Below are 26469 nucleotides of genomic sequence, written 5' to 3'. Positions count from 1 at the left end.
TATGCAGCCCCCGCCATGAGCAAACTCACCGTAAAAAGCCGCCTTCTGATTGTGACGATGGCCGTCGCCGCTGTCCTCATTGCCGTTGGAGTTGCAGGACTTTTTGGCATGACGCAGGCAACGAACGCCCTGAAAAACGTCTTCGAGGGCCGGGCAAAGGCACTGCAAACCATATCGACAATCGATGAGCTTGTGGGGGAGACGCATTTTTCTGTGAGTGACGCCGTCCTGGACCCTTCAGCGACGAAAACCCTGGCAGTGACGGAGGCAACAGCGCGCCGCGTCGAGAAAATTGACCGCCTAATCGACAATTTTTTGAGCTATCAGCTGGACGCAGACGAGAAAAAGCTCGCCACACAATTCGTGTCCAACTGGCGCACGCTCCGCGACATGGGGTTCAAGCCCGTCGCCCAGCTGCTACAGGCAAACAACCTGTCAGAAGCGCAGTGGGTGGTGACTCAAACCATCGAACCAACGGCTTCTGCTGTGAAGGCCGAAGGAGCACAACTGCGCGACCTTCAACTTTACGCCGCTCAAGCAGAGTATGACCGCGCGATGAACACCAGTCGCGTTGTGCAATGGGTGGTTGCCGCCTCCATCGCCATTGGCGTCGGCATTGTGGCCCTTCTATGCACGTCGCTGGCACGCATGCTCTTCCTGCAACTGGGAGGCGAGCCAGCGGTGGCGGCTAGCATCGCCCATCGGGTCTCCGAGGGCGATTTGTCTGTCGTCGTGCCCGTCAAGAATGGCGACACGCACAGTGTCATGTACGCAATGAGCCTGATGCGTTCGCGGTTGGCATCGATGATTGGTGGCATTCAGTCTTCCACGGACGCCATCGCGACTACTACTTTCGATATCAGCGCGGGCAACACCGCACTTTCCAGCCGGACTGAAGAGCAGGCTGCAAGTATCGAACAAACCTCGGCGAGCATGGAACAGCTTGCGTCGACCGTCAAGGCGAATGCGGACCACGCGCTCCAGGCGCGCGAACTTGCAAGCGCGGCTTCGGACAAGGCGCGCGAAGGCGACCGCGCGGCTGCCGACGCAGTCCGCCGGATGCAAAGTCTCGCCCAACGCTCCGCCCAGATACGGGAAATCACTTCAGTCATCGAAGGCATTTCTTTCCAGACCAATCTGCTTGCACTGAACGCGGCTGTAGAGGCGGCGCGCGCTGGCACTCAGGGCCGTGGATTTGCTGTTGTTGCCCAGGAGGTGCGAAGTCTTGCAGAGCGCAGCTCGACCGCTGCAAAGGAAATTGCAGCGCTGATTAGAGATGTAACGACAGAGGTGGATTCAAGCGGAACCGCCGTAAAGGTTGCCGGCGAAACTATCGTAGAGCTTCTTGGCTCCGTTACAGGCGTATCGGAGCTCGTCGAAGCAATTGCACACGCTTCTCGCGAACAAAGTGCGGGCATCGACCAAATCAATGCGGCGGTTTCACTCATGGACCACATGACCCAGCAAAACTCGGCTTTGGTTCAAGACAGCGTCAGCGCCGCGAATGCTCTGGAGATACAGGGTCAACAGTTGAGACAGGCCGTTCAGACGTTTCGCATCTGACGCAAACCTGAGCCGGTCGACTGACGGGGAGCTGACGGCAAAGTGCACCTCCTGCCATACGGTTCTGACGGGAAAGCAGCAGCTGGTGCCTGGTCGTGCTTCGCAGCAAGCGCTGTCTCAGTGCAGGCCCGGCAGCCAACCTGCCCCCCCTTTAGCGGTACACGACTGGTGCCGCCCTGCCGTGTGCGAGCGCCATCAGCGAAATAAGCCTCGGCACGGCGTCAGCATCTCGTGCTAATAGGCAATCAGCGCATTGCGCGACGGGCGTCTGCGCAACATCCATGCCGTCGTTTCCACCGCGCGTGCGCAAGATGACGACTGAAGCTCGTCCCATGAAACTGGGCCATCGTCGTCCCGATTCTGACCGTTGGCGTGCTATGCCATTTGCGCTAGAGCACCTTCAAAAGCCACACAGCCACATTACCTTCCCAGTCAAATTAGGTAAACACATTGGCCGGCGGGAAATCAATAGTAAATTTGAATTAAAGAAAACGTTTGCGCCATTGGCTCAAGCAACCCAAGGCCCTGTTTAAATGTGCCGCGGTGCCGTTAAGTCATATGAGAGAGTACAGGATGCAGGTTCATACAATTTCACGAACCGGCGGCCTGTGGATGGGGGGAGGCGAAACGGCTTCGCCGCGTGCGACCGCTCGTTGAAATCGAACCGGATTGCATCGTCGGGCCGGACGAGAGGCTCTCGTCGGTCTTCTTGGGTGCGAGTCATTGTCGCAATAAGGATATTGGGAATGGCGTTGAGCGGGTCGAACGGCGCCGACGAGCAATGCTCGTGTCAGGCGGCATTAAAGATTACTGCACGCCACCTAGGCTCAGGACGTTAGAAAAACCGCCACTTCTGGCCGGATGTAGCTTCGTTGGGTTGAAAAAAAATGACCGTATCGATTGCTGAGTGCATCAAAGGGCAGCTCCTCCGACCCGCGTTCCAGCCTATCGGGGTGCTTGCGTCGGGTGACGTCATCGCGTTCGAGGCGCTGCTTCGTGGTCCCGCTCAGTCAGCGCTGGAGAGTCCTGCTGCACTATTCGGACGTGCTCAGCGCGAAGGTTGCATGGTTCGTCTGGAGCGTTTCGCCGCCCGCCTGTCCCTGACGGCGTTCAGCCAAGCCCAGTTGCCGGGCAAACTGTTCGTGAACTTCAGTGCGGCCGCCGTCCGGGAACTCGCCACCTGCCAGGAGAAAATGCTGGTCTTTTTGCGCTCCCTGCAGTTCAGCCCTGACCGGATAGTCATCGAGCTGACAGAGCAGTCTGCCGTCGGAGACCTCGGGGCGCTCGGGTCGGCTCTCAGCCGCTTGCGGGAATACGGGATGCAATTGGCGCTCGACGATTACGGCTCGGGTAGCTCGAACCTGGGTCTCTGGATAAGCCTCGAACCAGACTACATTAAAATCGACCGCTCAATTATCTGCGGAGCGAGGAGGTCGCCTTTTCGTTTCGAGGCGCTGCGCTCCTTGCGCCAACTCGCGGAGGCGGGGCGCGTGCAACTCATAGCAGAGGGCCTCGAAGACGCAGAAGACCTGATGGTCTGTCGTGACCTGCGCATCGAACATGGCCAGGGATTTTTTCTCGGCAGGCCGAATTTCCAACCGGCTGAACGGCTCGAAGACGCTGCGCTTTCCGCAATTCATGACAGTGCGATAACGGTATTTCCCGAGACCATGGTGGGGTCTCCCCGTGCTTTTTCCGCCAGCAAGCTTGTCATCGCCGCGCCAACGTTGTCGCCAATGGCGACGAACGATGATGTCCTCGAGGTGCTGACGGATTGTCCGGACCTGCATGCGATTGCGATTGCCGACGAAGGACGGCCGGTCGGACTGGTCAATCGCCGCGTCTTTGTTAATGCCTACGCGCGTCCCTTTTACCGGGAAATTTTCGGCAGGAAGAGCTGCACGGCGTTTGCCGACATGTCGCCCGTGCTGGTCGAAAAAACCGCCACCATGCAGGAACTTGCTGAACTGTTGACCGGCGACGACCAGCGTTACCTCTCGGACGGCCTGGTCGTCGTCGAAAACGGGCGATATGTTGGTCTGGCTACCGGCGAGGCGCTCGTACGCGCCGTCACGGAAGTTCGCATTGAAGCCGCGAGGTACGCTAATCCGCTGACGTCACTGCCGGGCAATATTCCAATCGACATGCACATCAGGCGCCTGGTAGAGCGCGGCGCGCCATTTCATGCGTGCTATTGCGACCTGAACAATTTCAAGCCCTTCAACGACCAGTATGGGTACTGGAAGGGCGATGAAATGCTGAAGCTCGCGGCGTCCATCCTCAGTGATGCATGCAACCCATGCCGGGATTTTCTCGGCCATGTGGGCGGCGACGACTTCCTCATCTTTTACCAGAGCGAGGATTGGGAAGTTCGGATTCGCGCCGCAATGCAGCGCTTCAATGAGAGTGCGCGGCAACTTTATACGTCCGCCGATATCGAAGCGGGAGGAATACATGGTGAGGACCGCCACGGCGACATGCGCTTTTATCCTTTCGTCACCATCGCCGTAGGCGTGGTGCCGGTTGCTGCGGACCTCGATATCGATAGCGACTCCATTGCTTCGCTTGCCGCAACAGCCAAGCGCGAGGCAAAAAAATCAGTTGACAGCTTCCATGTCGCCGATTGCCCGCGCGAACCTGCTTGCTGCCCCTCCCCCTGACACGTCGGCGTTCCTGATGCCGGGCTCGTTCACGGTCATCTTCCAGCGGATAAACGTATTAACGTTGTTGATAGTCTCCCAGACTGCATCGGCGATGCCATGCTGCGGTTACGGTGCGCAAGTTGTCCACACAATCTGTTCGCAAGGCTGTGGACAATTCACGGAACAAGCGTGGCAAGTGGCTGAAACAACAGGAATTGTGCGGCGCGCGCCCGACGTATGCATTTGGCTGGTCACCGGCGCATGGCGCCGGCTGCGGAGTAAGCACACCACCGGTACGAACCGTCAAATCAATTCTGCGCTTATGGACATCCGTCCGCTTCCAGCACAGGAGCGCACAACGGCTCAGCCCAAATTTGAAGACGCCGTCAAGGCAATCGCCTCTGCCACCAATACACCTATGGAGACCGTCTCGAGGCTCTATGCGCAGACGCGGGCCGAATACAGTGAATGCGCGCGAATAATGGACTACATGACCGTTCTTGTCGCAAGGCGCGTTCGCGAGAACCTGCGTAGCATTCCTTAAGATAATCGTCAGGGCAGCGGTTACCGCCGAATTTTCCAGTGCGCCTCAAGATGCCCCGCGCCTGCATTGCCCTCCGGTTTCATTCGCGACAGACAATACTTTATTTCCTTTTCTCCCGTTGACTCGACCGATGTGACTGGATAAGTTCGCTGGCCCCGAGTCATCGCAGGACAGTAGTCGATGGATGCAAGCTATGAAACAACCAGAGAAATTGAAATCGAGCTGAATGGCTTGCGCCGCCAAGGCAGGTACCGCGTCATGAGCGGCACCGTCATCGTGTATTACGAGAACGAAATCAAGTCTGCCGACCATGGCATGAATGGGCCCGAAGTCGTGGCAAAGTGGCTGTTGACAGACATGTCGCGCCGCATCGAAATGAAAAACCGGAATTCTGCCCGCAGTTGACCCACTCCCGGTGTGCTCAGGGCGGCGACCGGACGACTACCATCCAGTTCGCAATATCTCGTAAGCTTCGTGCATGTAATACTCTTTCTGGTCCTGCAGATAGCCGATGGCCTCCTTCACAAGGTTCGGCTCTCCCAGCTGAAGTGAATACTCCCGCAGCAATGTTTCGCTGGTGACGAGGTCATTGAGTGTTCCGAGGTCGTCCTGCACCGAGGTCAAACGCTCAATCGTGGCGCGATGGCCACCATCCAGGACTGGCGAAAAGAACTCCAGCAAATATCGCAGCTTCTTGCCAGCAATTCGCACTTCGTGCAGCGCCGCGTAGCCTGACTCATTCTGCGACGCTGCCCGGCTCGCTTTCTTCTCCAGCGCCTTCCCGGCCGATTGCACACGTTTCTCCGCCCAGGTCCCAAGGGACAGGCTGGTGGGACGCGCATCCAGCTGGTGGCGTGCGCCTGCCAATGCCTGCTCGACTATCTGCTCAATGCCAGCGTTTCCGATTGTCCGCCGGCTGAACGCGAGCGCGTCGCTTCGGTGGTCGTCGACAAGCTGGATAAGCGATGCAAAAGAATTCTCCATCGACGGGCCAGCATCGAGCAGGCCTCTCAGAATGTCCCAATCTCGGGTCCTGCCTGCCGCATCAGCCAGCGATTTGAATTCGCCACGCTGAAACCTCGCGTCCTTGCTGTCCAGTAGTGGCTGGTAGGCCCACCAGAGCGAGCGCAACCGGCGCAGCGCAACGCGCAGCTTGTGCAACACTTCGGGGTCGGCATTCGCCTCCAGCTGACGAACCCGTCGCACCGCCTCCTGGGCGATTGACGTCGCCAGAAGCATAAAGGCGTCGGCGACCGGAGCGTCAGAGGTCAGCAACCCGGCGTCGCCCTTGTCGTGGTGCGAGTCCGACGCGGGGGTTTCGGCCGCTGAAGCAGGAAGACGGTGGTGACCCATTTCCGGTAACTCCTCGTTGCCGCAAGCGTAGACAGACAGGACAGCAGCGACACTGCTGACTGCGAGCAGAAAAGGCCAATCATCCACGGGCTGCGCATGGCACCTTCCCACATGCCTCAATCCTGCAGCCCGAAAGGTCGGGACCAACTGAAGTTGAGGCCGACCTCCCCCCGGTTTGTGCCGCGTCAGCCGGGCCGTGTCTTCGACCTACACGCCCATTTGCGCGAGGCTGCGCTTCCGAACGTGAATCCGATACGGCCTTGCGACCGCCGGTGCAGCCGCCGTCCACAGACTGGTCTGCCCATCGGCGGGCAGCCGGGCGGCGAACAATATGCACGGTCCTTCCTGTACTCCGGGGCGACTGCGCGAGCTCGCCGCGTCCCCGTCCCGTGTCCCCGTTAATATCACTCCAGCACCAACAGAGGGCGCGGTCACGGCTATCAGTCGGCACTGACAGGTGGCTGCGCGCCAGTTGCGCCGTGCAACATCGGTCGAAGCATCTTAGCGACTGCATCTTCAGAGACAGCCGGGCTGAACAGAAAGCCTTGGCCTTCGAGGCAGCCGTGCTCGATTAGAAAACGTCGATGAATGTCGAGCTCCACGCCTTCCGCGACGACATCGAATTTCAGCGCGCGGGCGATGGCGATGACAGCAAGCGTCAACGCCTCGTATTCATTGTCGCGACCGATTTCGTGAATGAACGCGCGGTCAATCTTGATGCGGTCGATACTGAAGCGTTTCAGATAGCTCAAGCTCGAGTAACCGGTACCGAAATCATCAATCGCGATTTTCACCCCAAGCTCGCGCAGGTCCCGCAACACCCGCGCTACCGCCTCGGCATTGCGCATCAGGCCGCCTTCTGTCACTTCGAGTTCGAGCATTTCCGCAGGCCAGTCGGCCTCTTCCAGCGCCGAGCGAACGATGCTCAACAGGTCCGAGTGCTCCAGCTGAAGCGGCGAAACGTTTACCGATACCCGGATTGGCGCCAGCCCAGCGTCGCGCCATCGGCCAGCCTGCAGGCACGCTGTGCGCAGCACCCATTCGCCCATGTCCTGAATCAATCCCGTTTCTTCGGCGACCGGGACGAATATGGCGGGTGATACGACGCCAAGCTCCTCGTCATGCCAACGCAGCAGCGCCTCAACACCCTGAACGCGGCCCGTCACCATGTCGATTTGAGGTTGATAGGCCACCTGCAGACCCTGATTCTTCACTGCGCGCTTCAGCCGGCTCGAGAGCTGCAATTTTTCGGCGGCCGCGCGATTCAGCTCCGGCCGGTAAAACTGGTAGCCATTGCGTCCGTTCGCCTTCGCCAGGTACATTGCCGCGTCCGCATTCCCTATCAACGTGTCGGCATCGTCACCATCCTGCGGATAGGTGCTGACGCCGATACTGGCTTCGACATACACCTCCTGCGTGCCCACATGAAATGGTTCTGCCATTTCGGCAACCAGTCTGTCAAGCATCGATATCAGTTGTCCGTCCTTCGAAGGCTCCACAATGATGATGAACTCGTCTCCGCCGTAACGCGCGACCAGGTCACTGGAGCGCACCAGCCGCTGCAGTCGTTTGGCTACAGACCCCAGAAGGGCATCGCCTACGCGATGCCCGAGCGAATCATTGACCACCTTGAACCGGTCGAGGTCGAGGAAGAGCACCGATACCTGGCCATCGCTCCTGGTAGCGCGCCGAATCATCTCCGTCAGGTGCTCATTGAGGTGGGTGCGGTTTGGAAGGTCAGTCAATGCATCGTAACGCGCCTGATGATGCAGGCGAGTCTGATATTCGACCAGGGCAGTGACGTCGCTCATCACGCCAACATGGTGAGTGACCTCCCCGTTGCCGTCGCGCACCGGGGCCACCAGCACGTTGGCCCAGAAGCGCTCGCCGCTCTTGCGCGTGCAGAACAACGTCACATTCGCTTCAGTGTTGCTGTCCATGGCATGACGAACGCCCTCCCACTTCTGCGCCTCACCTGCCATCCCGAAGAGCGTGTCGCAGTCAGCGCCCGCTACGTCTGCCGGCGAATACCCGGTGATGCGCTCGAAGGCCGGATTGACGAACGTCACGACATGGCGGTCGTTCCGCAACTCTGCAATGAGGATTCCGTTAATGCTCGCGTCTATCGCCCTGCCCTGCAGACGCAGAGCCCGATGGGCATCACGCCGGGCGGTGATGTTTTCGTAGGCGACGAGTACGCCGGTGACATTGCCGTTCTGGTCTTCCAGCGGCAGCTTGGTCTCAGAAATCCTGACTTCTGAACCATCGACGGCGACCGCCGCGCGCTCGAAGTGCCTTTTTGTCAGTTCGCCACGCATCACGCGTACATCTTCGTCCCTCACCTCCAGCGGGTCGTCTCCCCATCGCAAATCCCCGTCGGTCAGGCCAATCAGGGCGCTTCGGGATGGCAGCCCCGCGTCACGCGCATAAATTTCGTTACCGCCCGCGTAGCGATGGTCTTTGTCCTTCCATGCGATGCCCTGCGGAATATGGTCCAGTACGTACTCGAGGGTCTGCTTCGACCTGAACAGCTCTGCCCTCGCCGTCGCCTCGGTGGTGACGTCCACCATGACCGCCATCGTGGACGGAGAGCCCTCGAATTCAACATTCAGATGGTGGACGTCCATGGAGCGACGTTCACCCGCTTTCGTCTGATACACCCATACGCCGACTGACTGCGTTTCGCCGTAGACCGCTTCGGATTTCGATTCGAGGGCTTCTTGCAGGCGGGCGAGTTCATCTGCCGGACGCATATCCCGCATCGACATGGTGAAGAACTCGGATTCCGCATAGCCAAATGCTCGTCGCGCGGCAGCATTGACAGCAACGATGCCCAGCGAGGCATTGTCAAATATCCAGATAGGCAACGGATGTTCGTCAAAGAACCGCTGGTACTTCGCCCGAGCCCTATCGGCCGAGTGAAGGGCCGCTCTTAACCGGTGCGAGATGAGCGAATTCCAGCGAATGAGCACAAGCAGCAGGACGGCTGCCGTCGCACCGCAGACGAGCACGGCATCGGCGACCCATTTCGCGTCCGAGGATGACTTGCCGACAGTGGAGCCGATAGCGGCATCGGCCGCCATCCTGGCATCAACGACCTCTTCGAGAGCCGCGTAGAAGTAGGCGTCAATTTCGCTCAGCGCAGGGTCGCCCAGCCCGACACTCCCCGGCTGTAAAGTCGCCCGTATCGCCAGCGCATTGCTATGCTTCGCCAGCGTTCGAATCGTTTTGTTCAGGTCGTCGAGGTGAGACAGGCACGCAGCGCTCCGGCGGCACCCTCCGCGCGCGTCGCCTGTCAGGTCTAGGAGCGCCGACAGAGGGAAGATATACGCCGCCCGCTTATAGAACGCACGGGTTCCAACCAGTGTGTAGAGCTGTCCATGTTCATCGAGCATCATCTGCTGGACCTGGTCGAGGTCCTGCTTCAGACGCCCCGAAGCTTGCAGCGTTAGCAGAGAACTGTCCTGCTCGCGCGTCTGGCGCATCGCCAGAAACGTGCTCAACGCAATCGCTGAAAGGATGATGGTGACCACGACGGATGTGACTGCTCTACGAACCGCCTTTCCGCTCAGGATGTCCCCTTCGGGCCTGGCACCTTGACTTTGCCCCACCGTCTGGCGGCTACCCTCCCGATTGTCTTTCCTCTTCACCATACTTTACCCCGATTACGCCGCCCCACCGGGATAATGACGTACATGAAAAAATTCTTCCGCGCAAGGCGCAGGTAGTTGCCGCATTCGCCGGTCGTTTGGTCCGGAACTCCCACCAGGCTGCGCGAGCACGGAGACGCTGGAAAATATTGGCGCGCCTCGATTGCCGAGGGCGTTTCCTGGCACGTCGACCGTGTTACGGAAGCCCGCCCGCGCACTCGCGCACGGCCAACCCGCATCATGTTCGAAAGAACCGAAAGGCGCGAACAGTCACCTCTGCTCGGGACAGTGGCGTTCGCTCGCCATAACGCCGATTTCCGCTCCGGATACCGGCCACCAACGCCACCACCTGGACGAATTCCCTTCGACGTGCTGATGGCCGCCTCCGCGCCCGCTGCAAAAGTTCGGCGCGACATGTTGCGCGACCTAGCTGACCGGGCACTTCAAGTCTCAAACGACGGGTCACGGAAAGGATTGCACTGTGCGAGTCTCAAGGGTGCCGGCTGCCAACTGTTAGCCGCCGCACGCGAGTTCGTTTCCGCAGGAGTCAGGCTCGACGGCCGTTAGAGGTTCCGGCGCGGCCGCGTAGCCCGGCAATTCCATGAAGAGCGTGACACGGTGCAAAATCTGCCAGAAAACCCTTTCAAACGAGCGCGCACGCTCGACCTGAGTCATACCTTCCGCGAGCGGGTCTGCAAAATTCCATCTGAAAAAGGGCGGCGCACCCGGAAACACGGGCGCGTGATATTCCTCTACGCAGCCATCCATCGCAATGATGAGGTCCATCTGCGGCGCCCAGTCGCTCGTGAATTCAAGCCAGCTTTTCGGACTGAGCCGCTCGAGGTCGGAGATGCCAGCACGCAGTTGCGCCAGGGCCAGTGGATGAACTCGCGCTGCCGGCTCGGCCCCGGCGCTGAATGCTTCGAACCGGTGGCCTGCCAGTTCGCGCAACAGCGCCTCGGCGATGATGCTGCGCGCGGAATTCCCCCGGCAGAGAAACAGCACCCTATATTTTTTGGTCACGCACCTACCCCATTACGTACATCCTGATTTTGCCCGGGATTCTGCCGAACCAGTCTTGCACTACGGTGACAGGACAAAACAATGGAGACGGAATTCGCATCAAAAAGGTGGGGAAACTGCTTCCGGGCCACGTCGTGTCACATCGATTTGTTACACAGAGGACGTTATCCCATGTCGGAGCTTGATGTGAACACAAAACCGCCCGCGTCGCGGAGCACCATCGCAGCGAAGCACCCGTTCGAAAGCTGCTTCGTCGCACTCGGGGAGCACTCTGCCGACCAGGCGCTGATTGCGCTAACCGCCGCCGTACATGCCGACTCTCGCGACATGAATGCCTACGACTGGATTGTGCAGGCACTTCCCGGAGCGACGCTGAAGCCTGCGCTTGCAATTGGTACGGTGGGCGAACTCTATCGCTCGTATAACCGGCCTGCCGAATTCGACCGATTGAAGGGAATACATCGTTCGTGAGGGACTCAGAGGCGGAAGCAGTCGACGAACGGATGCCAGAAAATCATCTAGCAACGCCTTAACTGTTCATGGTTGTCGGCAAAAACGCCGAAGCTGAGGAGGTCCTGCCCTCAATCCCTCATGAGCGGACCGGCGACCGTCATGCAGCGTTGGCGCATTGTGCCGCAACCAGCCATGCACCTTGCTTATCGATTCGGGACGCGCGAGAGCGAAGACGAAGCAGCCGTTGCTGAGAACCCAGAAATAAATAACGAGGACCTGGAGTAAACGTCCCTAAGCCTTTCACACCGTCGAACAGCCCAGCGGCTTGCACGGCCGCCGGGGCTCATTCTTGCCCCCTGGACCCGTCTATTTCAACATTTACCTGATGCATCAATTACTTCCACAAGCCGATGGTCGGGTAATCAGTCAACGTCGTCGCGAAGGCAATGCCGACGTTTTCAGAGCCGAAATCGCGACTCAGTCGTCTGACCGCACGCGCTCCCTTAGTTCTTATCGACAGGCCCTTTGACAACTTAATTTTCCCCGGGAAACAGCGTTGCTTGCACCATCGACTGGGCCGCAGAGCGCTTCTCGACCAGGAATTCGTTGCGGTCCTTGCCGGCAATCCAGGCAGGAACTCGCCCACGGCCGCTCCAGGTTGAGCCGCTTACCGGGTCGCGGTACTTTGCTGAAGACTCGGGCGGGTGTGCGCTTGGCTTGCGCCCCATGAGCTCATCGAGTGTGATTCCGTACTCGCGCATCTTCTGTGCGATTTCCTGCAGCACGTGCTGCGTCTCTCGTTCTTTGGCTTCTGCCAACTGTCTATCCAATGCCTGCTGCTGCGTCCGCAACTGAGCGATTTCAACGCTTTGATATGCCATGACCTTCTTGTAAATGCACCTGTTTTCAGCGATTGTTAGAGCCACCAATTCAATTTTACAACAAGCGGAAATGGGCTTCGAACAACTCGCTGCTTTGAAGCAGCAACTCGCGCAACAAGCTAAGAGCGAGATGTGCGTTCGCCTGAAGACGACGCCTATCGCCTCGACACGGTGGTCGAGGGCGCGAACGACTCGCGGCTCCCGATTAAGTGCGACGGAGACGCCTTCCACGGGCCGGACCGGCGGGCGGCAGACATGAGCCGCCAGCGCATTCTTGAGCGGGCGGCCTGACCGTTCTTGCGGTGCTTCGCGTCGACGTGGTGCCTGCGCAAGGCAGATGTGTTCGAGGAGGTAGTCGAGCTGCTAACCGGCATGGATATCGAGCCGCTTGGCGCCCTGAGCACGCTGCCGGCCATCGTCGAATCGCGCGTATGGACGCAGCCAGCCGATGCCTCCGAAGTTGAGGCTTCCGCGGCCAGGGCAAGCGGTGCGGACGAGATGGTTGCCCTTTCCTGAAAGGAACTCCGGCCGGAGACGTTATGCCTCCCGGACGCGGCCGTCACGCTACATTCGTAGGCGGTCGCAGTAATTCGAACTGCGCCCCTTCAATCGGAACCGAGTATGTCTGGGGACGTGGAGGGGTGTACGGGCACTGCACTATGATTTGGTTTCCAAGCTGCTAGGGCCGTGGTTCACCGGCTGCTGTTTCGTCTGCAGCGGGGGCGGATGCCTCACCGGACGCGCAGATGTGAACGGGCATAGGTAGCTGGGTTTCCCTGATACGTCCACAGTCGCTCCACGAGACAGGGCGCTCTGCAGTCGACTTCCGCCTGTCAGCGACAGGCGGAAAGACGCGCCAACTGCCATCATCGTGCCTGAAAAAGAACAACGCGCGCGCGCCGGCCGGTGACGACGTCTCGACGCACACGTAGCGTCGACCATTCCATCCGGTGCGACTGAATCTGGTCACATGAACTGCTGTCGCGGGAGCCGGTGCGAGCCACTTTTCGACTTGAGAACGCAGAGACTGCTCGTGCGTGTTTTTCATGTTCCGCTCCAGCGAGTTTCCCGTTCAGGTAACGGGACGGTTTATCACCTTTCATCTCGTTAACGCGGCAGTCGCCTGCAATGTTGACCAAGGGATTGTGAGTTCTGAAACCGAATATTTCGAGGTGCGTGGGTTTCGGAACATTGTAGAGAGGTGGACAACCGAGAGCGCCGGCTGGTTTGTACCCTGACAGTCAAAATCCGTGTGCCGCCATTCAAAGCGAAATTGTGAAAGCCGCCAGGCCTCGTCACACGCATCTGCACACGTCGCGAGGGAGGACCGGAGCGAGCGTCGCCGCCAGCAATCTTCCGCCCGAGTTCAGAATTCTTTGTGAGGCACATCACTTGCTGTCCGCTGAACCGCTTAAACAAAAGATGGAGGTTCAAATGGCGGAGTCGCATCAACTCACTGCCCCGGCAGCCGGATTCTCGCCCACCTCGCCTGCCCCGGCGAGTTCCGCCGGTTCGTCTCAACACGACAGGGGCTCGTCAGCGGAGGCCGGCGGCAGCGCCGGAGAAGAAGCGAACGTTGCCGGAACGCTGTCCGACCTGAAGGACAAGCTTGCTGGTGCACGGGAGGTGGTCAGGAGGAAGTGCCGTGTCGTCTCTGAATCGACCGACGATTACGTTCATGAGGCTCCGTGGAAAGCGGTCACGATGGCGCTCATCGGCGGACTTATCATCGGATTGCTTGCTCGTCGCTAACGCGGATTCGGCCTTATAGGAGGAGAAGCATGGACCCGGTCTCACACGGAATCATTTTCTGGCTGATTATCGGAGGCATCGCTGGCGCTCTGGCGGGTCATATTGTTGACGGCGGCGGCTTCGGCATTGTCGTAGATATTATCGCAGGAATTGTCGGGGCCTCTATAGGAGGCTGGCTTGGCGGGGCGCTCGGTTTGCACCTGGGGAGCGGCATCATCGGCTCGCTGATTACGGCGCTGATTGGCGCGGTTATCCTGCTCGCTTTCTTGCGGCTCATCAACCGAGGCCGCGCACGTTCCCTCTAAGAGCGTCATTTTGAAGGCGCTGAGCGGTGGCGCCGCAGCGCCAGCTATGCCTGGTGTGGACGGCGGTCGAAACCCGAGAAGCGCAGGGCACGCCATTTGTATTTACAGAGGCGTGCCCACACCATCGACCTAGGAGTCACCCGCTCGTGTTCACGACGGGACGCCCCGTCGCATATCATCGTCTCACAGCGGCTATATGAATTGCTGTCTGCTGGCCCCGACTAGGCAGACAATGGTGGGCAACTTGCCGCGCGCGACGCTTGACCATCCGCTTTGCAACCGCCAGTCCGTTCCCCAAAGTCCCTCAGAACGCGCGTTGCCAGGCGGACTGCTCGAATAAATCGAATACGCCTGGCGACACCTCACTGTCGATGCTCATGCCACTATCTTTGCCTCCAATAACAATCAACCCCGATGAATCGTCGCTCGGGCCGTTTGACCCAGCGCTTACGTTCAGTTCAATGTGCCACGGACAAGTGTATATTTCGCCGCGTTTGAAAGTAGGTTGCCCAACACCTGGCTCAGGCGGACATGGTTCGCACGCACGTGGATAGTGCTCGTTCAATCCGGTGATTTTGAGCGGATGCCGGCGAGATTCGATAGCGGTTGTTCGCTTACCGGATTTGCGCGCCACGGTCACCCTAAAGATGCAGGCTCAGCATTTCGCTGCCGTCACAGTGACGCTGCGTCGAAAGACGGTTTACGCCCTCTTTGGAGTGTGCAAATATGCTCCCTGCGCTGCGCTTTCCGTGCCGCGGCGAATGGGTGCCACGTGGCGCCGCGCGGATTTCCGATACCGTCGCGACCTTACAATGGTGAGGATACTGTGGCCTGGAAGTTCTGGAAGATAGAGAAGCGCCCCGCTGCCGCGGCGTCACCTTGGCCGACCGACACGCACGAAGCACTGCGTCTTCTGTCAGGCATGCTCATGCGCGCCGACGCCCCGCCGTTTTCGACCTGGCAGGCGCCCGGCATTGTATTCGCCCCGGCCGTTGCTACCACTGCACAAAGTGGCGCAAAAGGCTATCAGCTTGCAATCTGGTTTTGGCTCTTCGCAGAAAAGCATGGCGTTATCGCTGCGGAAATGGCGCGCGACTCGTTCTGCCTGCTTGCAGACGAGGCGAAAGCGTCAACGGGGGACGTCCTCAACGACCTCCTTGAACTGGAGAATCGTCTCGTACACTCGTTCGAGGCTACGCCGGTCGGGCAGCGGAGCGTCAAACAGGACGGCCAGTCGGTCGACCTGCCGATGGAGTTTTTTCTGGCGACGGGCCTCCTAAGGCAGGCACCGGGGTCTCCCTATTCTGGGCAAGGCAGTGCCGACCTCGAGGGCAATGACTTCAAACTTGCGGACTGTCTCCGCTACGCCACAGAGCAGGCGCTTGCGGTCTTCAGACCCATGATTGAGGCGGTTGCTTTCGACGCGCTGTCCCTGCGAAACTGGAAATGGAGCGCTCAGCCCGGCGCGGTCGAACGGCATCTGCAACGCCGCTACAACAATCCTCTGTTTCCGCTGCACCGTCGGATGGTCACTTCCGGCGATGTGTACGAAGCCCGTATTGCTGATAACCGGGCACTGGCGGACATCCACGAGGAGCTGGCCCAGGTTGCCCGTGAGTTCTTGAGTCAAGGCGAACGCCCCTCCAACTGGCATCCGTTTCTCAGCAACCTTCGGGAGCGCCTGGACAAGCTGGAGGACCGTCGCATTCTCGCGGGCGGCCAGAATGCGGCGCTCGCCAGCGCAATTGCCGAACTTCGTGGCGACGTCATGGCGGTGTGGCGCTCCGCCGTTCAGAAGAACCGGCCGAGCCTTGCTGCTCTGGAACAGGCGGAAGCGCTTCGTGGTGAGCGACATGTAGCGATGTACGCGTCCGACTGGATGACCCAGCTATTGAGCCACGCCTCGCAGATACCTCCCGAAGAAGTTGTCGCTTCCATGCTGAGCGAGCGACCTGACGAACTTGAAAAAGCCGTGAGCATCCTTCAGGCGAATCCGCAACTGCACGAAACGCTCACGAACTGCCGGTCGGCTGGCCACAGGCTTGTGGCAGAAGTTCGAGCGTCCGGTCAGCCCCTCGCAGACATCGACGAGAAGCTACGCATCCTTGGTGATGCGCCGGGGCAGGTGCGGGCCTGAGGTGCGCCCGGGCGGAACCGGCGCGGGTCCGCATGCGCGGAACAGCCTGCGCGTCGCAGTAGCGGCGTGACTCTGCGCATGTGTTGATTCGAGTCGGCCGCGGACGATTAGTCCTTCAGAATCTTGAATTCCTGTCGAAACTTGCTGCGGAGGGATGAGCTTCGAGCGGGAAGAGGAAGTCCCACGCCGCGACACGGAGCGACGTCGACACGGCCGGCACGGCCGCGTCGCGACTGTGTCAGCCATTCGGCCGAGCCCCGACGACAGTAGAGACGGGCAAGCGACACAGGCGAGCGCAACACGCCGAGCTGGGCGATGTGCTCGAGCGCACCGCCACTGCAACCGCACCGACCCAGGTCTGGACAGGCGATATCGCCTATCTCGCCACAGACGAAGGCCGGGTAGAACTCGCGGCCATCATCGGCGCACATCTTTCCCATGACCTTAGCGATTTGCCTCACCAGCGATAGGCCGATTCCCAGACCGCCCGACGAAGCGTTCCCCTTTCCCTGCGCGAGCATCTCAAAGATGAGCGTCGCCTCTTGCGCATCGGCATCCGGCCCCTCGTCGGTGACAGCGACCGTCAACAAACCACCGCCGCTACTGACCAGTACCTTGACAACAGAGCCGTCAAGCGCGAACTTCGCAGCTTTCGGTAGGGTAAGTCAGCGGGTCGATAGAAGACTCCAGCGTCGCCAACAAAAACGCCTTCACTTCGAGGCCGCTGCATCGAAGCGCATTCGGCGATAAAATACATTCCAAAGAATTTTCAGGATTGTCCAGAATTAACGCTCGCCTTTTTCTGGAACCGCACCAACAAAGGCGTAAAACCCGGCCAATAGAATCTTCCGTCGGCGACTACAGGCCGCCCTTCAGCGCACCCAGCAGGAACACCACCCTTTAGCCGCGCCCTGCGCTCAGGTCTTCAGAACATGAAGGGCAAAGTCTCGCTGAATTGCCAGTCCGGTTTGATGATTGTCGCCAACGCCTGTCGAATTAAAGTTCAGTCGTGAATGTGAAATACCCCGTCGTGGTAACTCTAGCAAGCTTGACTCTCGCCGGCTGCGCGCGCTATCCCCAAGCTGCCGGCCATCTTATTCGAACCGCCTTCATCGCAGACTGCCTGGCGGATTTGGTGGGCCTGGATGCCCTCGAACGGAAACGCATACGCCTGGTTACGCCCGTGCATGACATCGGAAAGCTTGGCATCCCGGACGAAGTATTGCTGAAGCCCGGAAAGTTAAACGGCGAGGAGCGGAGCATCATGGAGCGCCATTCGGCCATCGGCGCGGACCTTCTTGCAGGCAGTTCGGACCCGCTCATTCAGCTTGCCTCGCAGGTGGCGCGCCACCACCATGAGCGATTCGATGGCGGCGGATATCCGCTCGGCCTGGCAGGCCCGAGCATACCTCTGGCCGCCCGAATCGTGGCTGTCGCAGATGCCTTCGATGCGATGACGGAGCCGAGGGTATACCGCACGAAGATGACCGACGATGACGCCAATGCAATCATTGCTGCCGATAGCGGCACACATTTTGACCCGCTCGTGGTCAGAATGTTCTTCGCGGGTTTCGCATCGGTCCGACGTGCGCGCGCTGCCGCCAACGAATTGCTCGCCCTCAGAAATGATGTTGCTGTCGTCACAAAATTCTTCGGCGTAACCCGCTCCGCATTAAGCTTGATGTCGCACCTAAGCGAAGCTTGAACAGTTCCGCGCCAACCTTCTGCACGGCACCGCTCAACCGCAGGAGACGCGCTCGGCAAGGGTGCTCGCCGCACCAGGAAGCCGCGTCAGGGCCTTTTTACGCCAGCGGCTACGTGACCATATTTACCGTTACGGAAAATACGCGGCCGTATCGATTTCCGGAATCGATTTGAAACCGGGTTTCGCGAAGAAGTAGCCTTGCATCAGGCTGACGCCATGTGCAACAAAGAAGTCACGCTCCCCTTTGGTTTCAACGCCCTCCGCGACCACGCGGATGCCGAGGTCGTCACATATTGATATCACGCCTCGTACGATGCGCTGACGCACCGAGTCATTGTCGATGCCGCGGAGGAGTTCCATGTCGAGCTTGATAATGTCGGGCTGGAAATCCACGAGGAGCGCGAGTCCCGAGTAACCGGCTCCGAAATCATCAATTGCTGTCAGGAAACCAAATTTCTTGTATGCCCTGAAAATCTCGACGAGATGAGAGCGGTCGGCCAAGTGTTCGCCCTCAACCGTCCCGAATATGATTTTTTCAATCGGGAAGCCATGCTTCTGCGCAGCGTCCAGGGTGCTCCTTATGCACACCTCCGGCCTATAGACTACGTTGGGCATGAAATTGATGGAGAGAAACGCGTCAAGACCTAGCGCGGCGGCCCTGGCAACAGCAACCTGTCGGCAATGCTGGTCGAACTGATACTTCTTCGCGTCATCGATTTGTGACAGCACCGAATGCGCGGATTCCCCGTGCGCACCACGCACGAGCGCCTCGCATGCAAACACGGCCTTGGCGCTCACATCGACGATGGGCTGAAACGCGAAATCAATCTCGACAGGCAATGGCGTTGCGTGCCTGCACCCGGAACATTTTTGCGATTGTCCGTTACTCCCGTCGCGGCTATGAATCTTCAACGAATCCATCTCTGTCTAACGCCGCCAATGATTGCTGGTTAGGATTGCGACCGTTGGCCCCGTCGCCGGGCAGCGGTCACTTTTGACCTGCACTACCTTCTTCGCAGGTGGAACAGGCTACGTCCGTTGGCTCCGCAAACCCGCCACGGACGCAGTTTCGCCCAGCCCTCTTCGCGTCATAGAGGGCGCGGTCAACGGCAGCCAACAAGCCCTCGAGCGTCGCGTTTGCACGACTTAGACTTGCGACGCCAAGACTAACTGTCGCCTTCAGTTGTCCGACTGCTGTGTCAATACGTGCGCACTCGACGGCAACGCGCAGTCGCTCGGCGACCGCTATTGCCTCGCTGGTGGTAGTAGACGGCAGCATCAGAATGAATTCCTCACCGCCAAGCCTCGCGACCGTGTCGGACGTCCGTACCAGCCCCTTCGCTTCGCAAGCAATCCGTTTCAAAACCTCGTCCCCCGCCTGATGCCCGGCCGTATCGTTTATACGCTTGAAGAAATCCGCGTCCAGCATGACAACCGACAGTGGCCGATTGTGCCTTTGGGCGCGAGCAACTTCTGACCCCGCAATTTCGAAGAAGTGAGCGCGGCTTGATACGCCGGTCAGATGGTCGGTCGTAAGCAGACGCGCGAGGTTATCGCTGGTTACCTTGCGCTCCGTGACGTCCCTCAGGACCACCGAATACCCTGAGATATCACCTTCCTCCTCACGCAGCACAGCGACGAGAATTTGCCCCCAGTAGCGCCGGCCGGTCCTGGTTTCGCACCAGCACTCCTCGACATGCCAACCCTCGTCGCGCGTTAGCGCGATGTGCTCGGGTGAACGGTGCGAATCAATTTCGTCGCGGGCGTAAAAACGCGAGAGCGCGCTGCCGACGACATCCGCCTCGGCAAAGCCTGTCAACTGTTCAACCGATGGATTCCAGCTTTCGATGCAGCCCTGAGCGTCAAGCGTGAAGAACGCGAAATCGTTGACACTCGTGTAAATTCCAGCGAGCCACGCCTCGGTCTGACGCGCCCGACGCTCAGCGGCGACCTGCCGGGAAATGTCCGTCAGAACCGTCATCAGCAGATTCGCGCCCACCTTGATGATGGAACATGCCAGGACTACAGCACCATCCCTGGCTGGCGTCACAAACACCCGATGGTTTTCACACACAGCCCCCCGCTCGGCCTCAAAACTGGCCACCAGGTTGCGAAGCTCTGGGGCGACCGACGCAAGGCTGTCGAAAATATTCTCGACACCATCGCCTTTTACCAGAGGCATCAGAAGCTGCGCGGCAAGAGGGTTCATCATGTCAACGAGGCCTGATTTGTCGCTGCGGACAATCCCGACCGGGGACAGATACATGAACGAGAGTAACGCCTCGTACTCAGACTCGAGGTCGTTAGTGTCTGTGTCCGGCGCCCTCAATTCGTCGCCTTCCGCTCAATCAGCACAAAGCGGGTCGCGCACCTCGGCGCCTTCAGCAGTCTGAGCCGCACCGGCGTCGGGCGCATGCGCAAGGTCAGGACGTAGGGAATGATGTCATCGAGCACGTCTTCGTCATCAAAGCGCTGCGCAACCATGAAGTTGTTCATGCATGGCGCAACCTCTCCGAAGAAATGTTTCCCCAACACCCGCTGCGGCCTCAATCCGGCGTTCCTCGATTCGGTGGCGTTATATACCGTGACAGTTGCATCCGACGTAAATCCGATAACGCCAAAAGGCACTTCATCCAGACGTTCGGCATCCGATTCCGCCAGTTCTGTTATCCGCACCGCTTCAAATTCATTATTCACGTTTTTCCCACGCTTGGTATCACAACAGCAGATTGACCCGGAGCAACCATTTAGCCAGCCATCCTGGATGAGCCGGTCTTACCGCAAATAGCGGCAACTTTCGAGCCACGACGAAATCCCCCAATACGCATATTATCGACCGGTCACGACAAAACTTTAGCGCGGGAACTATCCGGATGAATGAAGCCGACGGTGAGCCGGACGGCCGGGAGCGCTTCATGAAAATCGCACTATGGAAACGGCATGAACGAACAAGAGCATGGCGAAGACATGAATGCAATCCGACCAGAGTTTCAGGGAGCGTTGCTTTCGGGCAACTACTGCTTCGTTCTAGACCCATTGAACTGCATACAAAGTGTGTGCGCAGCAACGAACAGCACAGAACCACATCAATAAGCTGACGGGATAAAACCGGAGAGGGCGTATGGCGACAGTAATCGGACGGGTACTGCTGACAATACTCCTGTTGCTAGCCGATACCGCATTAGCTGGCGCGCCCGGACGGGACGATAGCAATGGACCTCAGAAGTGCGTTGCTTTCCAGCGGGACACAGTGCCACAAAGCCTTCGCACCACCCAGTTTATCGACGACCACATTGAACTCATTCCGGCGCTGGAAGAGGTCTATCTGCAGAGCGAAAGCGCAGCTATTGCGCTCGGACGTGACACCGGGAAACGCTTTCTGTTTCTCGCGCGGCGGCCTTCGTACCCAGCCTGGCGCCTGCGGAATTCGATGCGCGACCTCGCTAAGTTGCTCAAATCGATTGACGAAACGTCGCCAAGCGAAAATGCCGACGCTCATCGCGCGAAGTCGGCGGCCTTTGCGCTCGTCTCACTGGCTCAGACGAACGTCGACTTCGCAGCGTATCTGTCGATAGACGCATAACCTGAGAAAAACGGACCCATAAGTTGAGAAACTTATGGGGCTTCAGTCATGTTTTCCCCAATGCGGGGCCGGCGGCACGCTATCTACACGCAATTATTCGAACACGGGCAGCCAGGGTGCGGAGCGGGCGAGCCGCTCCCATGCGCTATTGCTCGCGCTGCGCGCCAGGCGCGTTGCCAAACATGCTGGCGTAGTCGACCAAATCGCGGGTCATGTACCCTTTGCCTTGGTAATGTGCCCGGTCTTGCTCTGAAAATACAGGGGAGAACAGCACCATCTCTCGCTCCCAGCCGGCCAGATGCTTGTGCCCGTTGGTCTGAAGGAACGCGTTGACGTGCCGCTCAAAGACGGGGAGGTTGTGTGCACTGGGCGACCTCTTGCAGCACCCGAACCGGACCTTCTTGTTTGGTTCGTCATAGGCGACCAGGTCAATTTCGATTGCTTTCGAGACATCCCTCGGCCGATTCCAATAGCCGAGTTTCAGGTCCGACAGCTCAAAGTCGCCCTTGCCTTTCCGGGAACTCTCAAGGTGCAGGGAACGCACCAGTTTCTCGAAAGAAAAGCCTTCAAGCGTTTCGAGCCGGCGCATGGCCGGAGCAATCACTTTCTCAAGTGGCTTTAGCCGCGCCTCTTCGCGGGCGGGCTTTGCAACTGCCAGCCACGCCTGAAGGAAGTTGTCCGCAATGTAATAGCGTGCGTTTCGACTCTTGCTGTCCGAGAATACGGGCTGGAGCTTGTCGACCATCTTGTAGCGGTCCACGAGGCGCGAGATGTGTGTTCCGAGGGCATGCTTCTCGTCCTCGTCCGTAAGCGCGGCGACAATCTCCGCATGGCCACAGCCTGCATGGTCTGCAAGAAAATGCAGGACCGAGACCGCTTTTCCCCGCAATTCCCGCAGGAACCAGGTGTCCGCTTCCTCTGAGAGCGGACTCGAACTACGAATAAACATTCGACGCAGAAGCTCGGAGGAGAACTCCGACGCCGCAACGCCAAACAGTTCCTGCTCATACGCGTCGTGATAGAACTTCGGCACACCCTCGAAGAATGTCCACAGCGTCAGCCACTGCTCAGGCCGCTGGACACCCTGGCTGGCAAACACCGATAGCAGGTCTTCGAAGTCCCAGTGGTCAAGGGGAATCTGCGCAGTTACACGTCCGTAAAGCGGCGCGCTCTTATCGTCTAGCAGGGCGTTCATCTCCGACTGCAAGGAGCCGAGCACGAACAGACCCCCGTGCTTCAACTGCGCTGCACGAAGCTTGTCGACCTCGGCCTGCAGGAAGGAGTTGAAGGCGTGTAGTTTGCTGCGGGTGAAGTATTGGAACTCGTCGAGGACGACGATGAAACCCGCAGCGCATAGCTTGCCGATGGCAGACGCCATCGTGGGGAAATTCGTGACGCTCGTGGCAAGGTTTCGAGCTTCCTCGTGTTCGCAACCGCTCAGGCTTTGCCTGAGGGTGTATGCCACGTCCCGCTCGTCAGAGTCGGGCACCTGCATGTACACCAGCCGGTTGCTGAGGTCAGCCTCTGTCTTGGCCAACTCGCCAAGAAGGGTCGTTTTGCCAATGCGGCGGCGGCCTTCGATTCGGCAGAAAAACCACCGCCCCGATTCAACAATCCGCCGCAGCTCAGCCAGGGGCTCAGTGCGGCCGTAGAAGTCCCATCCACCCATAGTTCTATAGCGTACTTTTTTGTTTGTTAATCGAAAACGCGCACTAACTAGATGATTTTTCTATGATTTTTTGCGAGGCCAAGCTCACGCGCGATACCGGGCCGTAACCAAGCTTCACGCCTCTTCACCGATACGGAGTCCCTCGGCTCCAAATGCCGAGCCATGGAAGCCCTACTCTGTCCCGAATTATATAGCATACTTTTTTGTATGTTAAGCCAAAACACGGGCTAACCGGATGATTCTTCGATGATTTTTTGTACAGCAGTGTTCACCGCAGGGATGCGGTGGAGAAGGAGCCGACGCTGTGCCTAGCGTGGCTCTTCCGAAGTCGGGACTTTTCCGGCTTATGCGTGTGCTTTTTTCACGTTATGGGTGTGCCCCAAGCTGGAAACGCTTATCCCACAAGGGGCAATTTCTCGGGATATGCATCCGTCTACAGTATCTGCGCGTGGACGCCATGCGCACCGCGCCCGTTCTGGACGACGCAACGCGCCGAGTCGCTTCGGTTTCGCTCGCCCAGATGGCTCCCGCGCTTGCATGGTTCATTAGCTGCAACGTGGACGCCCTCGGAGTCCGGAAGAAGTAGCACTCCGGCTAACAGGTTGGAGCCGCGAGCCGCCCCCCGGGCCGGATGCCCCGATGCGGGGTTGGACGGAAAAACCCCATGGCGACCTCAATCCGGACTTATAACTCTTGACCGGATGCCTCGTCGAGAGCGGGTTTACTTCGCTGTCCGTGCCGCCGGACGCGATGCACACTGAGCCTGAGCGCTTCTTTTTTCGTCGGAGCGCTTAACGTACCAGCGGTCTCCTCTGTAGTCACTACCTTGTCACCCGCCGTCGAATGATGGCGGCCTTTTCTTCTCCATCGCCCCCCTGCCGGCACCTTTCTCCGAGCACATTGGTACGTCTCTGCAGATGCGCTCGAGAAAGCGATGATGTTAAAGAGCAGATAGCGCTGCCCACGAAAAAGACCGAGGCCGGCCGGCGCGCCGTTGTATCGAGATGCATCAGAGGGCCATGCCCCAATCGCTGCGCAGCGTCTCTTCATCGACCGGTACGACGAAATAGTGGCCTCCTCTCTTTCGTGGGACCGGGCGCAACCTTCAGCGCGGCGCGGACCGGCCCGTTAGCTGAAAGGACGGCATCTACCCGGCCTTCTTGGAGTGCGAGGTTATTTGCCGGCGTCGGCCTCACACTTTTTCATGAACGAGGCCTTCGCCGCACCGGCAAGCGGCTTGCCGTCTTATCCCACCGCTTTAGTTTCACATGCGGCCGCAGCATTACCCTTACTGTCGCTTTCACACTTTTTTATGAACGAGGTCTTGGCCGCCCCCACTAGCGGCTTCCCATTTTTATCAATTGCTTTCGCTGCGCAGCCGGGAGCAGCGACAACCGACGATGCGGACGTCGACACAGGCGCCGTAACCGGGGCTGATGTTTGCGCGCAGACAACACCGACCGAGAAAAACGCTGCACCCGCCGCCGCGAGAATTTTCTTCATGACAATATCCTCCCATGGTTATAAGGCTCATTGCCTTGGACTTGTAAACGCCAGAAACCGTGCCCCCGCTGACGTCGCTTGCACCGACTCTCCCGAATGGCACTACGTCAGTAGCTCCCCCGGGCTGGTAGTCACATTCATAAGCCTGTCGCCTCGTCACACGTGCGAGCGCAGACCACCTGACTTTGCCATAGTCATTGGAGTTCTCCCGTCCCCGACTTGCTGCCGGTCCGATAAGTGGTTTCTCTGAGTTGTTCACTTTTTGTTTCGGGAGGTACCAGTGAAGCTGGTGATGCTGTGCAGCCGTGGCGGAACGAATGGCTACCTCCAGCGGCATGGCAGTCTCACACGGCCCGGAGCCATTTGACCGGGAGGCTCATCATGGTCCACGGCAGCACCGATGACTTCCTGATGTTGCATGTTGTCGCTGAACGGGGCGCAGTTTCGCATCGCGTGTTCTGGTAGTCGACGACTACCAGAACACGCGATGCGTTTCAGCTCTTGCTCGAGCAGTGCAGGTTCGAAGTTCGTAGCGTATTCGGCGCCGGCGCAGCTTGTGCGGTCGCCCGACAATGGCAGCCTGTCGCCGTAGTCGCTGCGCTAACGCGCCACATGCTACTCGTGGCTTTTACTGCGCCCTGCTCTCGTGAGGACATCGCCCTCTCCGTCGAGGCCGGCTTCGACGTGTACTGCGTGAAACCGCTCGCCCCGCTCCAGTCACTAACTGTGCTGCGCTCCGTCACGGGCCAGTGAAACGACACATGCGACTATGCAAGGTTGTATTATTCGTCACACAACCCCACACGCAGTGATTCACCGAGCAACCACCCCCGCGAAGGCCAATAAAACCAATGACGCCATGTACTTTCACCGCAGAAGCCAGCATTTCGTCAAACGGAAAGCTGGTTATTTTCGCGTCACTCTTCCGTGGACAGACGGTGCGATGCTCGATTACCCGCGACGCGCTAGAACAGCATTTCTGGGCGCCCGCCGGTGCCGACGAAACGCGTCTTCTGAAAGCGTATTTCGATGGACACGGGCGGATTGCAGCTGCGGTCGAACGGAAGCTGCTCAAATCCCCCGACGAACCCATAAAGCTGAGCACTGAGGATTTCTCTCACTAACGATATTCCTCGCAGCAGGGAACGCCCCCCAATGTCCTGGCTCCGCACCACGGCAGCGCCGTCCGCCCGCGTCCTTCTTATCCTACTAGCGCGCTTGGTCAGTCAACGATGCGCTTCAGCATCTCCCGAAACCAGAACATCGAACGCTTCACGCGCGTCTCTCAGTTCCTGCATGGCGGCCGCAAACCTCGCGAGCTCCAGTGTAGACGGCTGTCGGATTCCGTCATCGCCGAAGTACGTCTCCAGCGCCGTTGAGGCTGCGTAGACCTCGCGCGCGGCACTCACGACCCGCTCAAGCGCCAGCGCCTCGTATGATGGTGACTTTCTTGTCATCGCTCTTAACCTCGGACCTCGGGGCGCATCATTGATGCGCATATCTAACAGCAAACAGTGAAAACAAGCACCGGGTCAGTCGTCGAATATATGTTCTGCGTCGCCTCGGACCTGCCCGCTTACCAGGAGAACTGGCTCGACAGCGAAGAGCCGCGTGAAGGTGAGTATCACGTTAGGTAGTCGTCCGCCCATCGAATCCTGCCACGCCATCTCGTGCATGCTCTGCCCTGTTTGCAGCGTATCGTGCCC

23 protein-coding genes and 2 pseudogenes are annotated in these 26469 nt (G+C 58.9%); 14 read left to right on the top strand and 11 right to left on the bottom strand.

The annotated features are described in order from the left end of the window. Positions 1–15: 15 nt before the first annotated feature. The 5 genes from BLW71_RS03230 to BLW71_RS03215 all read left to right on the top strand — a co-directional run bounded on the left by BLW71_RS03230 (position 16) and on the right by BLW71_RS03215 (position 5154). Positions 16–1563, top strand: a complete 1548-nt coding sequence (locus BLW71_RS03230; protein WP_091793114.1) for a methyl-accepting chemotaxis protein — start codon at positions 16–18, stop codon at positions 1561–1563. Positions 1564–1895: 332 nt separating this feature from the next. After that, a complete protein-coding gene (locus BLW71_RS40705; RefSeq protein ID WP_143048287.1) occupies positions 1896–2096 on the top strand; it encodes a hypothetical protein in 201 nt (66 codons plus the stop codon). Between the two features lie 354 nt (positions 2097–2450). Continuing rightward, positions 2451–4223, top strand: a complete 1773-nt coding sequence (locus tag BLW71_RS03225; RefSeq protein ID WP_091793112.1) for a GGDEF domain-containing protein — start codon at positions 2451–2453, stop codon at positions 4221–4223. A 304-nt stretch (positions 4224–4527) separates the two neighbouring features. Next, entirely contained in the window at positions 4528–4749 is a 222-nt protein-coding gene (locus BLW71_RS03220) for a DUF3562 domain-containing protein (RefSeq protein ID WP_091800321.1), read from the top strand. Between the two features lie 180 nt (positions 4750–4929). Then, on the top strand, positions 4930–5154 hold the full coding sequence (locus tag BLW71_RS03215; protein ID WP_091793110.1) for a hypothetical protein: 225 nt from the start codon (positions 4930–4932) through the stop codon (positions 5152–5154). Positions 5155–5190: 36 nt separating this feature from the next. Here the strand turns inward: BLW71_RS03215 and BLW71_RS03210 are convergent, their stop codons facing one another. From BLW71_RS03210 to BLW71_RS03200, 3 genes are all read right to left on the bottom strand, one after another. After that, complete coding sequence (locus BLW71_RS03210; RefSeq protein WP_143048286.1) at positions 5191–6102, bottom strand: CHAD domain-containing protein; 912 nt, start codon at positions 6100–6102, stop codon at positions 5191–5193. Positions 6103–6542: 440 nt separating this feature from the next. Next, entirely contained in the window at positions 6543–9635 is a 3093-nt protein-coding gene (locus BLW71_RS03205; protein ID WP_177204963.1) for a sensor domain-containing protein, read from the bottom strand. 630 nt (positions 9636–10265) lie between these two features. Then, positions 10266–10775, bottom strand: coding sequence for an arsenate reductase ArsC (locus BLW71_RS03200; RefSeq protein WP_091793106.1), 510 nt, complete (start codon positions 10773–10775; stop codon positions 10266–10268). Positions 10776–10946: 171 nt separating this feature from the next. Here BLW71_RS03200 and BLW71_RS03195 point away from each other — a divergent pair, with 171 nt between their 5' ends. Next, positions 10947–11246 carry a hypothetical protein gene (locus BLW71_RS03195; RefSeq protein WP_286161920.1) on the top strand — a complete coding sequence of 100 codons (300 nt, stop codon included), beginning with the start codon at positions 10947–10949 and terminating at the stop codon, positions 11244–11246. A 515-nt stretch (positions 11247–11761) separates the two neighbouring features. Here the strand turns inward: BLW71_RS03195 and BLW71_RS03190 are convergent. After that, positions 11762–12109 (bottom strand): H-NS histone family protein, encoded by a 348-nt coding sequence (locus BLW71_RS03190; RefSeq protein WP_091800315.1) that lies wholly within the window; start codon positions 12107–12109, stop codon positions 11762–11764. A gap of 132 nt (positions 12110–12241) precedes the next feature. On the opposite strand from BLW71_RS03190, the gene BLW71_RS42000 reads away from it, so the two are divergent. Then, positions 12242–12400, top strand: coding sequence for a PDDEXK-like endonuclease domain-containing protein (locus tag BLW71_RS42000; protein ID WP_218157110.1), 159 nt, complete (start codon positions 12242–12244; stop codon positions 12398–12400). An 81-nt stretch (positions 12401–12481) separates the two neighbouring features. Further along, positions 12482–12625: a hypothetical protein gene (locus tag BLW71_RS41995; RefSeq protein WP_218157109.1), complete on the top strand. Its 144-nt coding sequence runs from the start codon at positions 12482–12484 to the stop codon at positions 12623–12625. A gap of 313 nt (positions 12626–12938) precedes the next feature. Here the strand turns inward: BLW71_RS41995 and BLW71_RS42115 are convergent. Then, positions 12939–13157, bottom strand: a pseudogene (locus BLW71_RS42115) (hypothetical protein); the annotation flags it as partial. Between the two features lie 344 nt (positions 13158–13501). Between BLW71_RS42115 and BLW71_RS03170 the strand changes: the two are divergent. From BLW71_RS03170 to BLW71_RS03160, 3 genes are all read left to right on the top strand, one after another. Continuing rightward, the gene (locus tag BLW71_RS03170; RefSeq protein ID WP_286161919.1) at positions 13502–13861 is read left to right on the top strand and encodes a glycine zipper domain-containing protein; all 360 of its coding nucleotides are present in this window, start codon (positions 13502–13504) and stop codon (positions 13859–13861) included. A gap of 29 nt (positions 13862–13890) precedes the next feature. Continuing rightward, the gene (locus tag BLW71_RS03165; RefSeq protein ID WP_091793100.1) at positions 13891–14166 is read left to right on the top strand and encodes a GlsB/YeaQ/YmgE family stress response membrane protein; all 276 of its coding nucleotides are present in this window, start codon (positions 13891–13893) and stop codon (positions 14164–14166) included. 826 nt (positions 14167–14992) lie between these two features. Next, the gene (locus BLW71_RS03160) at positions 14993–16303 is read left to right on the top strand and encodes a tryptophan leader peptide (RefSeq protein WP_091793098.1); all 1311 of its coding nucleotides are present in this window, start codon (positions 14993–14995) and stop codon (positions 16301–16303) included. Between the two features lie 107 nt (positions 16304–16410). Here BLW71_RS03160 and BLW71_RS03155 read toward each other — a convergent pair. Continuing rightward, positions 16411–16941 (bottom strand): annotated as a pseudogene (locus BLW71_RS03155) (sensor histidine kinase); the annotation flags it as partial. 371 nt (positions 16942–17312) lie between these two features. On the opposite strand from BLW71_RS03155, the gene BLW71_RS03150 reads away from it, so the two are divergent. Further along, positions 17313–18008: an HD-GYP domain-containing protein gene (locus tag BLW71_RS03150; RefSeq protein ID WP_091793094.1), complete on the top strand. Its 696-nt coding sequence runs from the start codon at positions 17313–17315 to the stop codon at positions 18006–18008. A 129-nt stretch (positions 18009–18137) separates the two neighbouring features. Here BLW71_RS03150 and BLW71_RS03145 read toward each other — a convergent pair whose 3' ends face one another. The 3 genes from BLW71_RS03145 to BLW71_RS03135 form a co-directional block, all read right to left on the bottom strand. Further along, entirely contained in the window at positions 18138–18929 is a 792-nt protein-coding gene (locus BLW71_RS03145) for an EAL domain-containing protein (RefSeq protein WP_091793092.1), read from the bottom strand. 67 nt (positions 18930–18996) lie between these two features. Then, positions 18997–20274 carry a sensor domain-containing diguanylate cyclase gene (locus tag BLW71_RS03140; protein WP_143048285.1) on the bottom strand — a complete coding sequence of 426 codons (1278 nt, stop codon included), beginning with the start codon at positions 20272–20274 and terminating at the stop codon, positions 18997–18999. Positions 20275–20333: 59 nt separating this feature from the next. Further along, the gene (locus tag BLW71_RS03135; protein ID WP_091793088.1) at positions 20334–20705 is read right to left on the bottom strand and encodes a PAS domain-containing protein; all 372 of its coding nucleotides are present in this window, start codon (positions 20703–20705) and stop codon (positions 20334–20336) included. A 424-nt stretch (positions 20706–21129) separates the two neighbouring features. Between BLW71_RS03135 and BLW71_RS03130 the strand changes: the two genes are divergently transcribed. After that, on the top strand, positions 21130–21591 hold the full coding sequence (locus tag BLW71_RS03130; protein WP_143048284.1) for a hypothetical protein: 462 nt from the start codon (positions 21130–21132) through the stop codon (positions 21589–21591). Positions 21592–21736: 145 nt separating this feature from the next. Here the strand turns inward: BLW71_RS03130 and BLW71_RS03125 are convergent, their stop codons facing one another. Then, positions 21737–23260 (bottom strand): ATP-binding protein, encoded by a 1524-nt coding sequence (locus BLW71_RS03125; RefSeq protein WP_091793084.1) that lies wholly within the window; start codon positions 23258–23260, stop codon positions 21737–21739. Positions 23261–24505: 1245 nt separating this feature from the next. After that, complete coding sequence (locus BLW71_RS03115) at positions 24506–24763, bottom strand: hypothetical protein (protein WP_353615881.1); 258 nt, start codon at positions 24761–24763, stop codon at positions 24506–24508. An 851-nt stretch (positions 24764–25614) separates the two neighbouring features. Between BLW71_RS03115 and BLW71_RS03110 the strand changes: the two genes are divergently transcribed. After that, the gene (locus BLW71_RS03110) at positions 25615–25887 is read left to right on the top strand and encodes a DUF1488 family protein (protein ID WP_091793080.1); all 273 of its coding nucleotides are present in this window, start codon (positions 25615–25617) and stop codon (positions 25885–25887) included. Positions 25888–26469 lie beyond the last annotated feature (582 nt).

This window comes from Burkholderia sp. WP9 (assembly GCF_900104795.1).
Classification (GTDB): Bacteria; Pseudomonadota; Gammaproteobacteria; order Burkholderiales; family Burkholderiaceae; genus Paraburkholderia.
Note: the sequence above shows the minus strand (reverse complement) of the source record. Positions and strands in the feature narration are given on the sequence as shown.

Coding starts and splice junctions, on each gene's coding strand:
- BLW71_RS03230 (WP_091793114.1), top strand. CDS start 16: ATGAGCAAACTCACCGTAAAAAGCCGCCTTCTGATTGTGACGATGGCC.
- BLW71_RS40705 (WP_143048287.1), top strand. CDS start 1,896: ATGAAACTGGGCCATCGTCGTCCCGATTCTGACCGTTGGCGTGCTATG.
- BLW71_RS03225 (WP_091793112.1), top strand. CDS start 2,451: ATGACCGTATCGATTGCTGAGTGCATCAAAGGGCAGCTCCTCCGACCC.
- BLW71_RS03220 (WP_091800321.1), top strand. CDS start 4,528: ATGGACATCCGTCCGCTTCCAGCACAGGAGCGCACAACGGCTCAGCCC.
- BLW71_RS03215 (WP_091793110.1), top strand. CDS start 4,930: ATGGATGCAAGCTATGAAACAACCAGAGAAATTGAAATCGAGCTGAAT.
- BLW71_RS03210 (WP_143048286.1), bottom strand. CDS start 6,102: ATGGGTCACCACCGTCTTCCTGCTTCAGCGGCCGAAACCCCCGCGTCG.
- BLW71_RS03195 (WP_286161920.1), top strand. CDS start 10,947: ATGTCGGAGCTTGATGTGAACACAAAACCGCCCGCGTCGCGGAGCACC.
- BLW71_RS03190 (WP_091800315.1), bottom strand. CDS start 12,109: ATGGCATATCAAAGCGTTGAAATCGCTCAGTTGCGGACGCAGCAGCAG.
- BLW71_RS41995 (WP_218157109.1), top strand. CDS start 12,482: ATGGATATCGAGCCGCTTGGCGCCCTGAGCACGCTGCCGGCCATCGTC.
- BLW71_RS03165 (WP_091793100.1), top strand. CDS start 13,891: ATGGACCCGGTCTCACACGGAATCATTTTCTGGCTGATTATCGGAGGC.
- BLW71_RS03145 (WP_091793092.1), bottom strand. CDS start 18,929: ATGGATTCGTTGAAGATTCATAGCCGCGACGGGAGTAACGGACAATCG.
- BLW71_RS03140 (WP_143048285.1), bottom strand. CDS start 20,274: ATGTATCTGTCCCCGGTCGGGATTGTCCGCAGCGACAAATCAGGCCTC.
- BLW71_RS03130 (WP_143048284.1), top strand. CDS start 21,130: ATGGCGACAGTAATCGGACGGGTACTGCTGACAATACTCCTGTTGCTA.
- BLW71_RS03125 (WP_091793084.1), bottom strand. CDS start 23,260: ATGGGTGGATGGGACTTCTACGGCCGCACTGAGCCCCTGGCTGAGCTG.
- BLW71_RS03115 (WP_353615881.1), bottom strand. CDS start 24,763: ATGAAGAAAATTCTCGCGGCGGCGGGTGCAGCGTTTTTCTCGGTCGGT.
- BLW71_RS03110 (WP_091793080.1), top strand. CDS start 25,615: ATGACGCCATGTACTTTCACCGCAGAAGCCAGCATTTCGTCAAACGGA.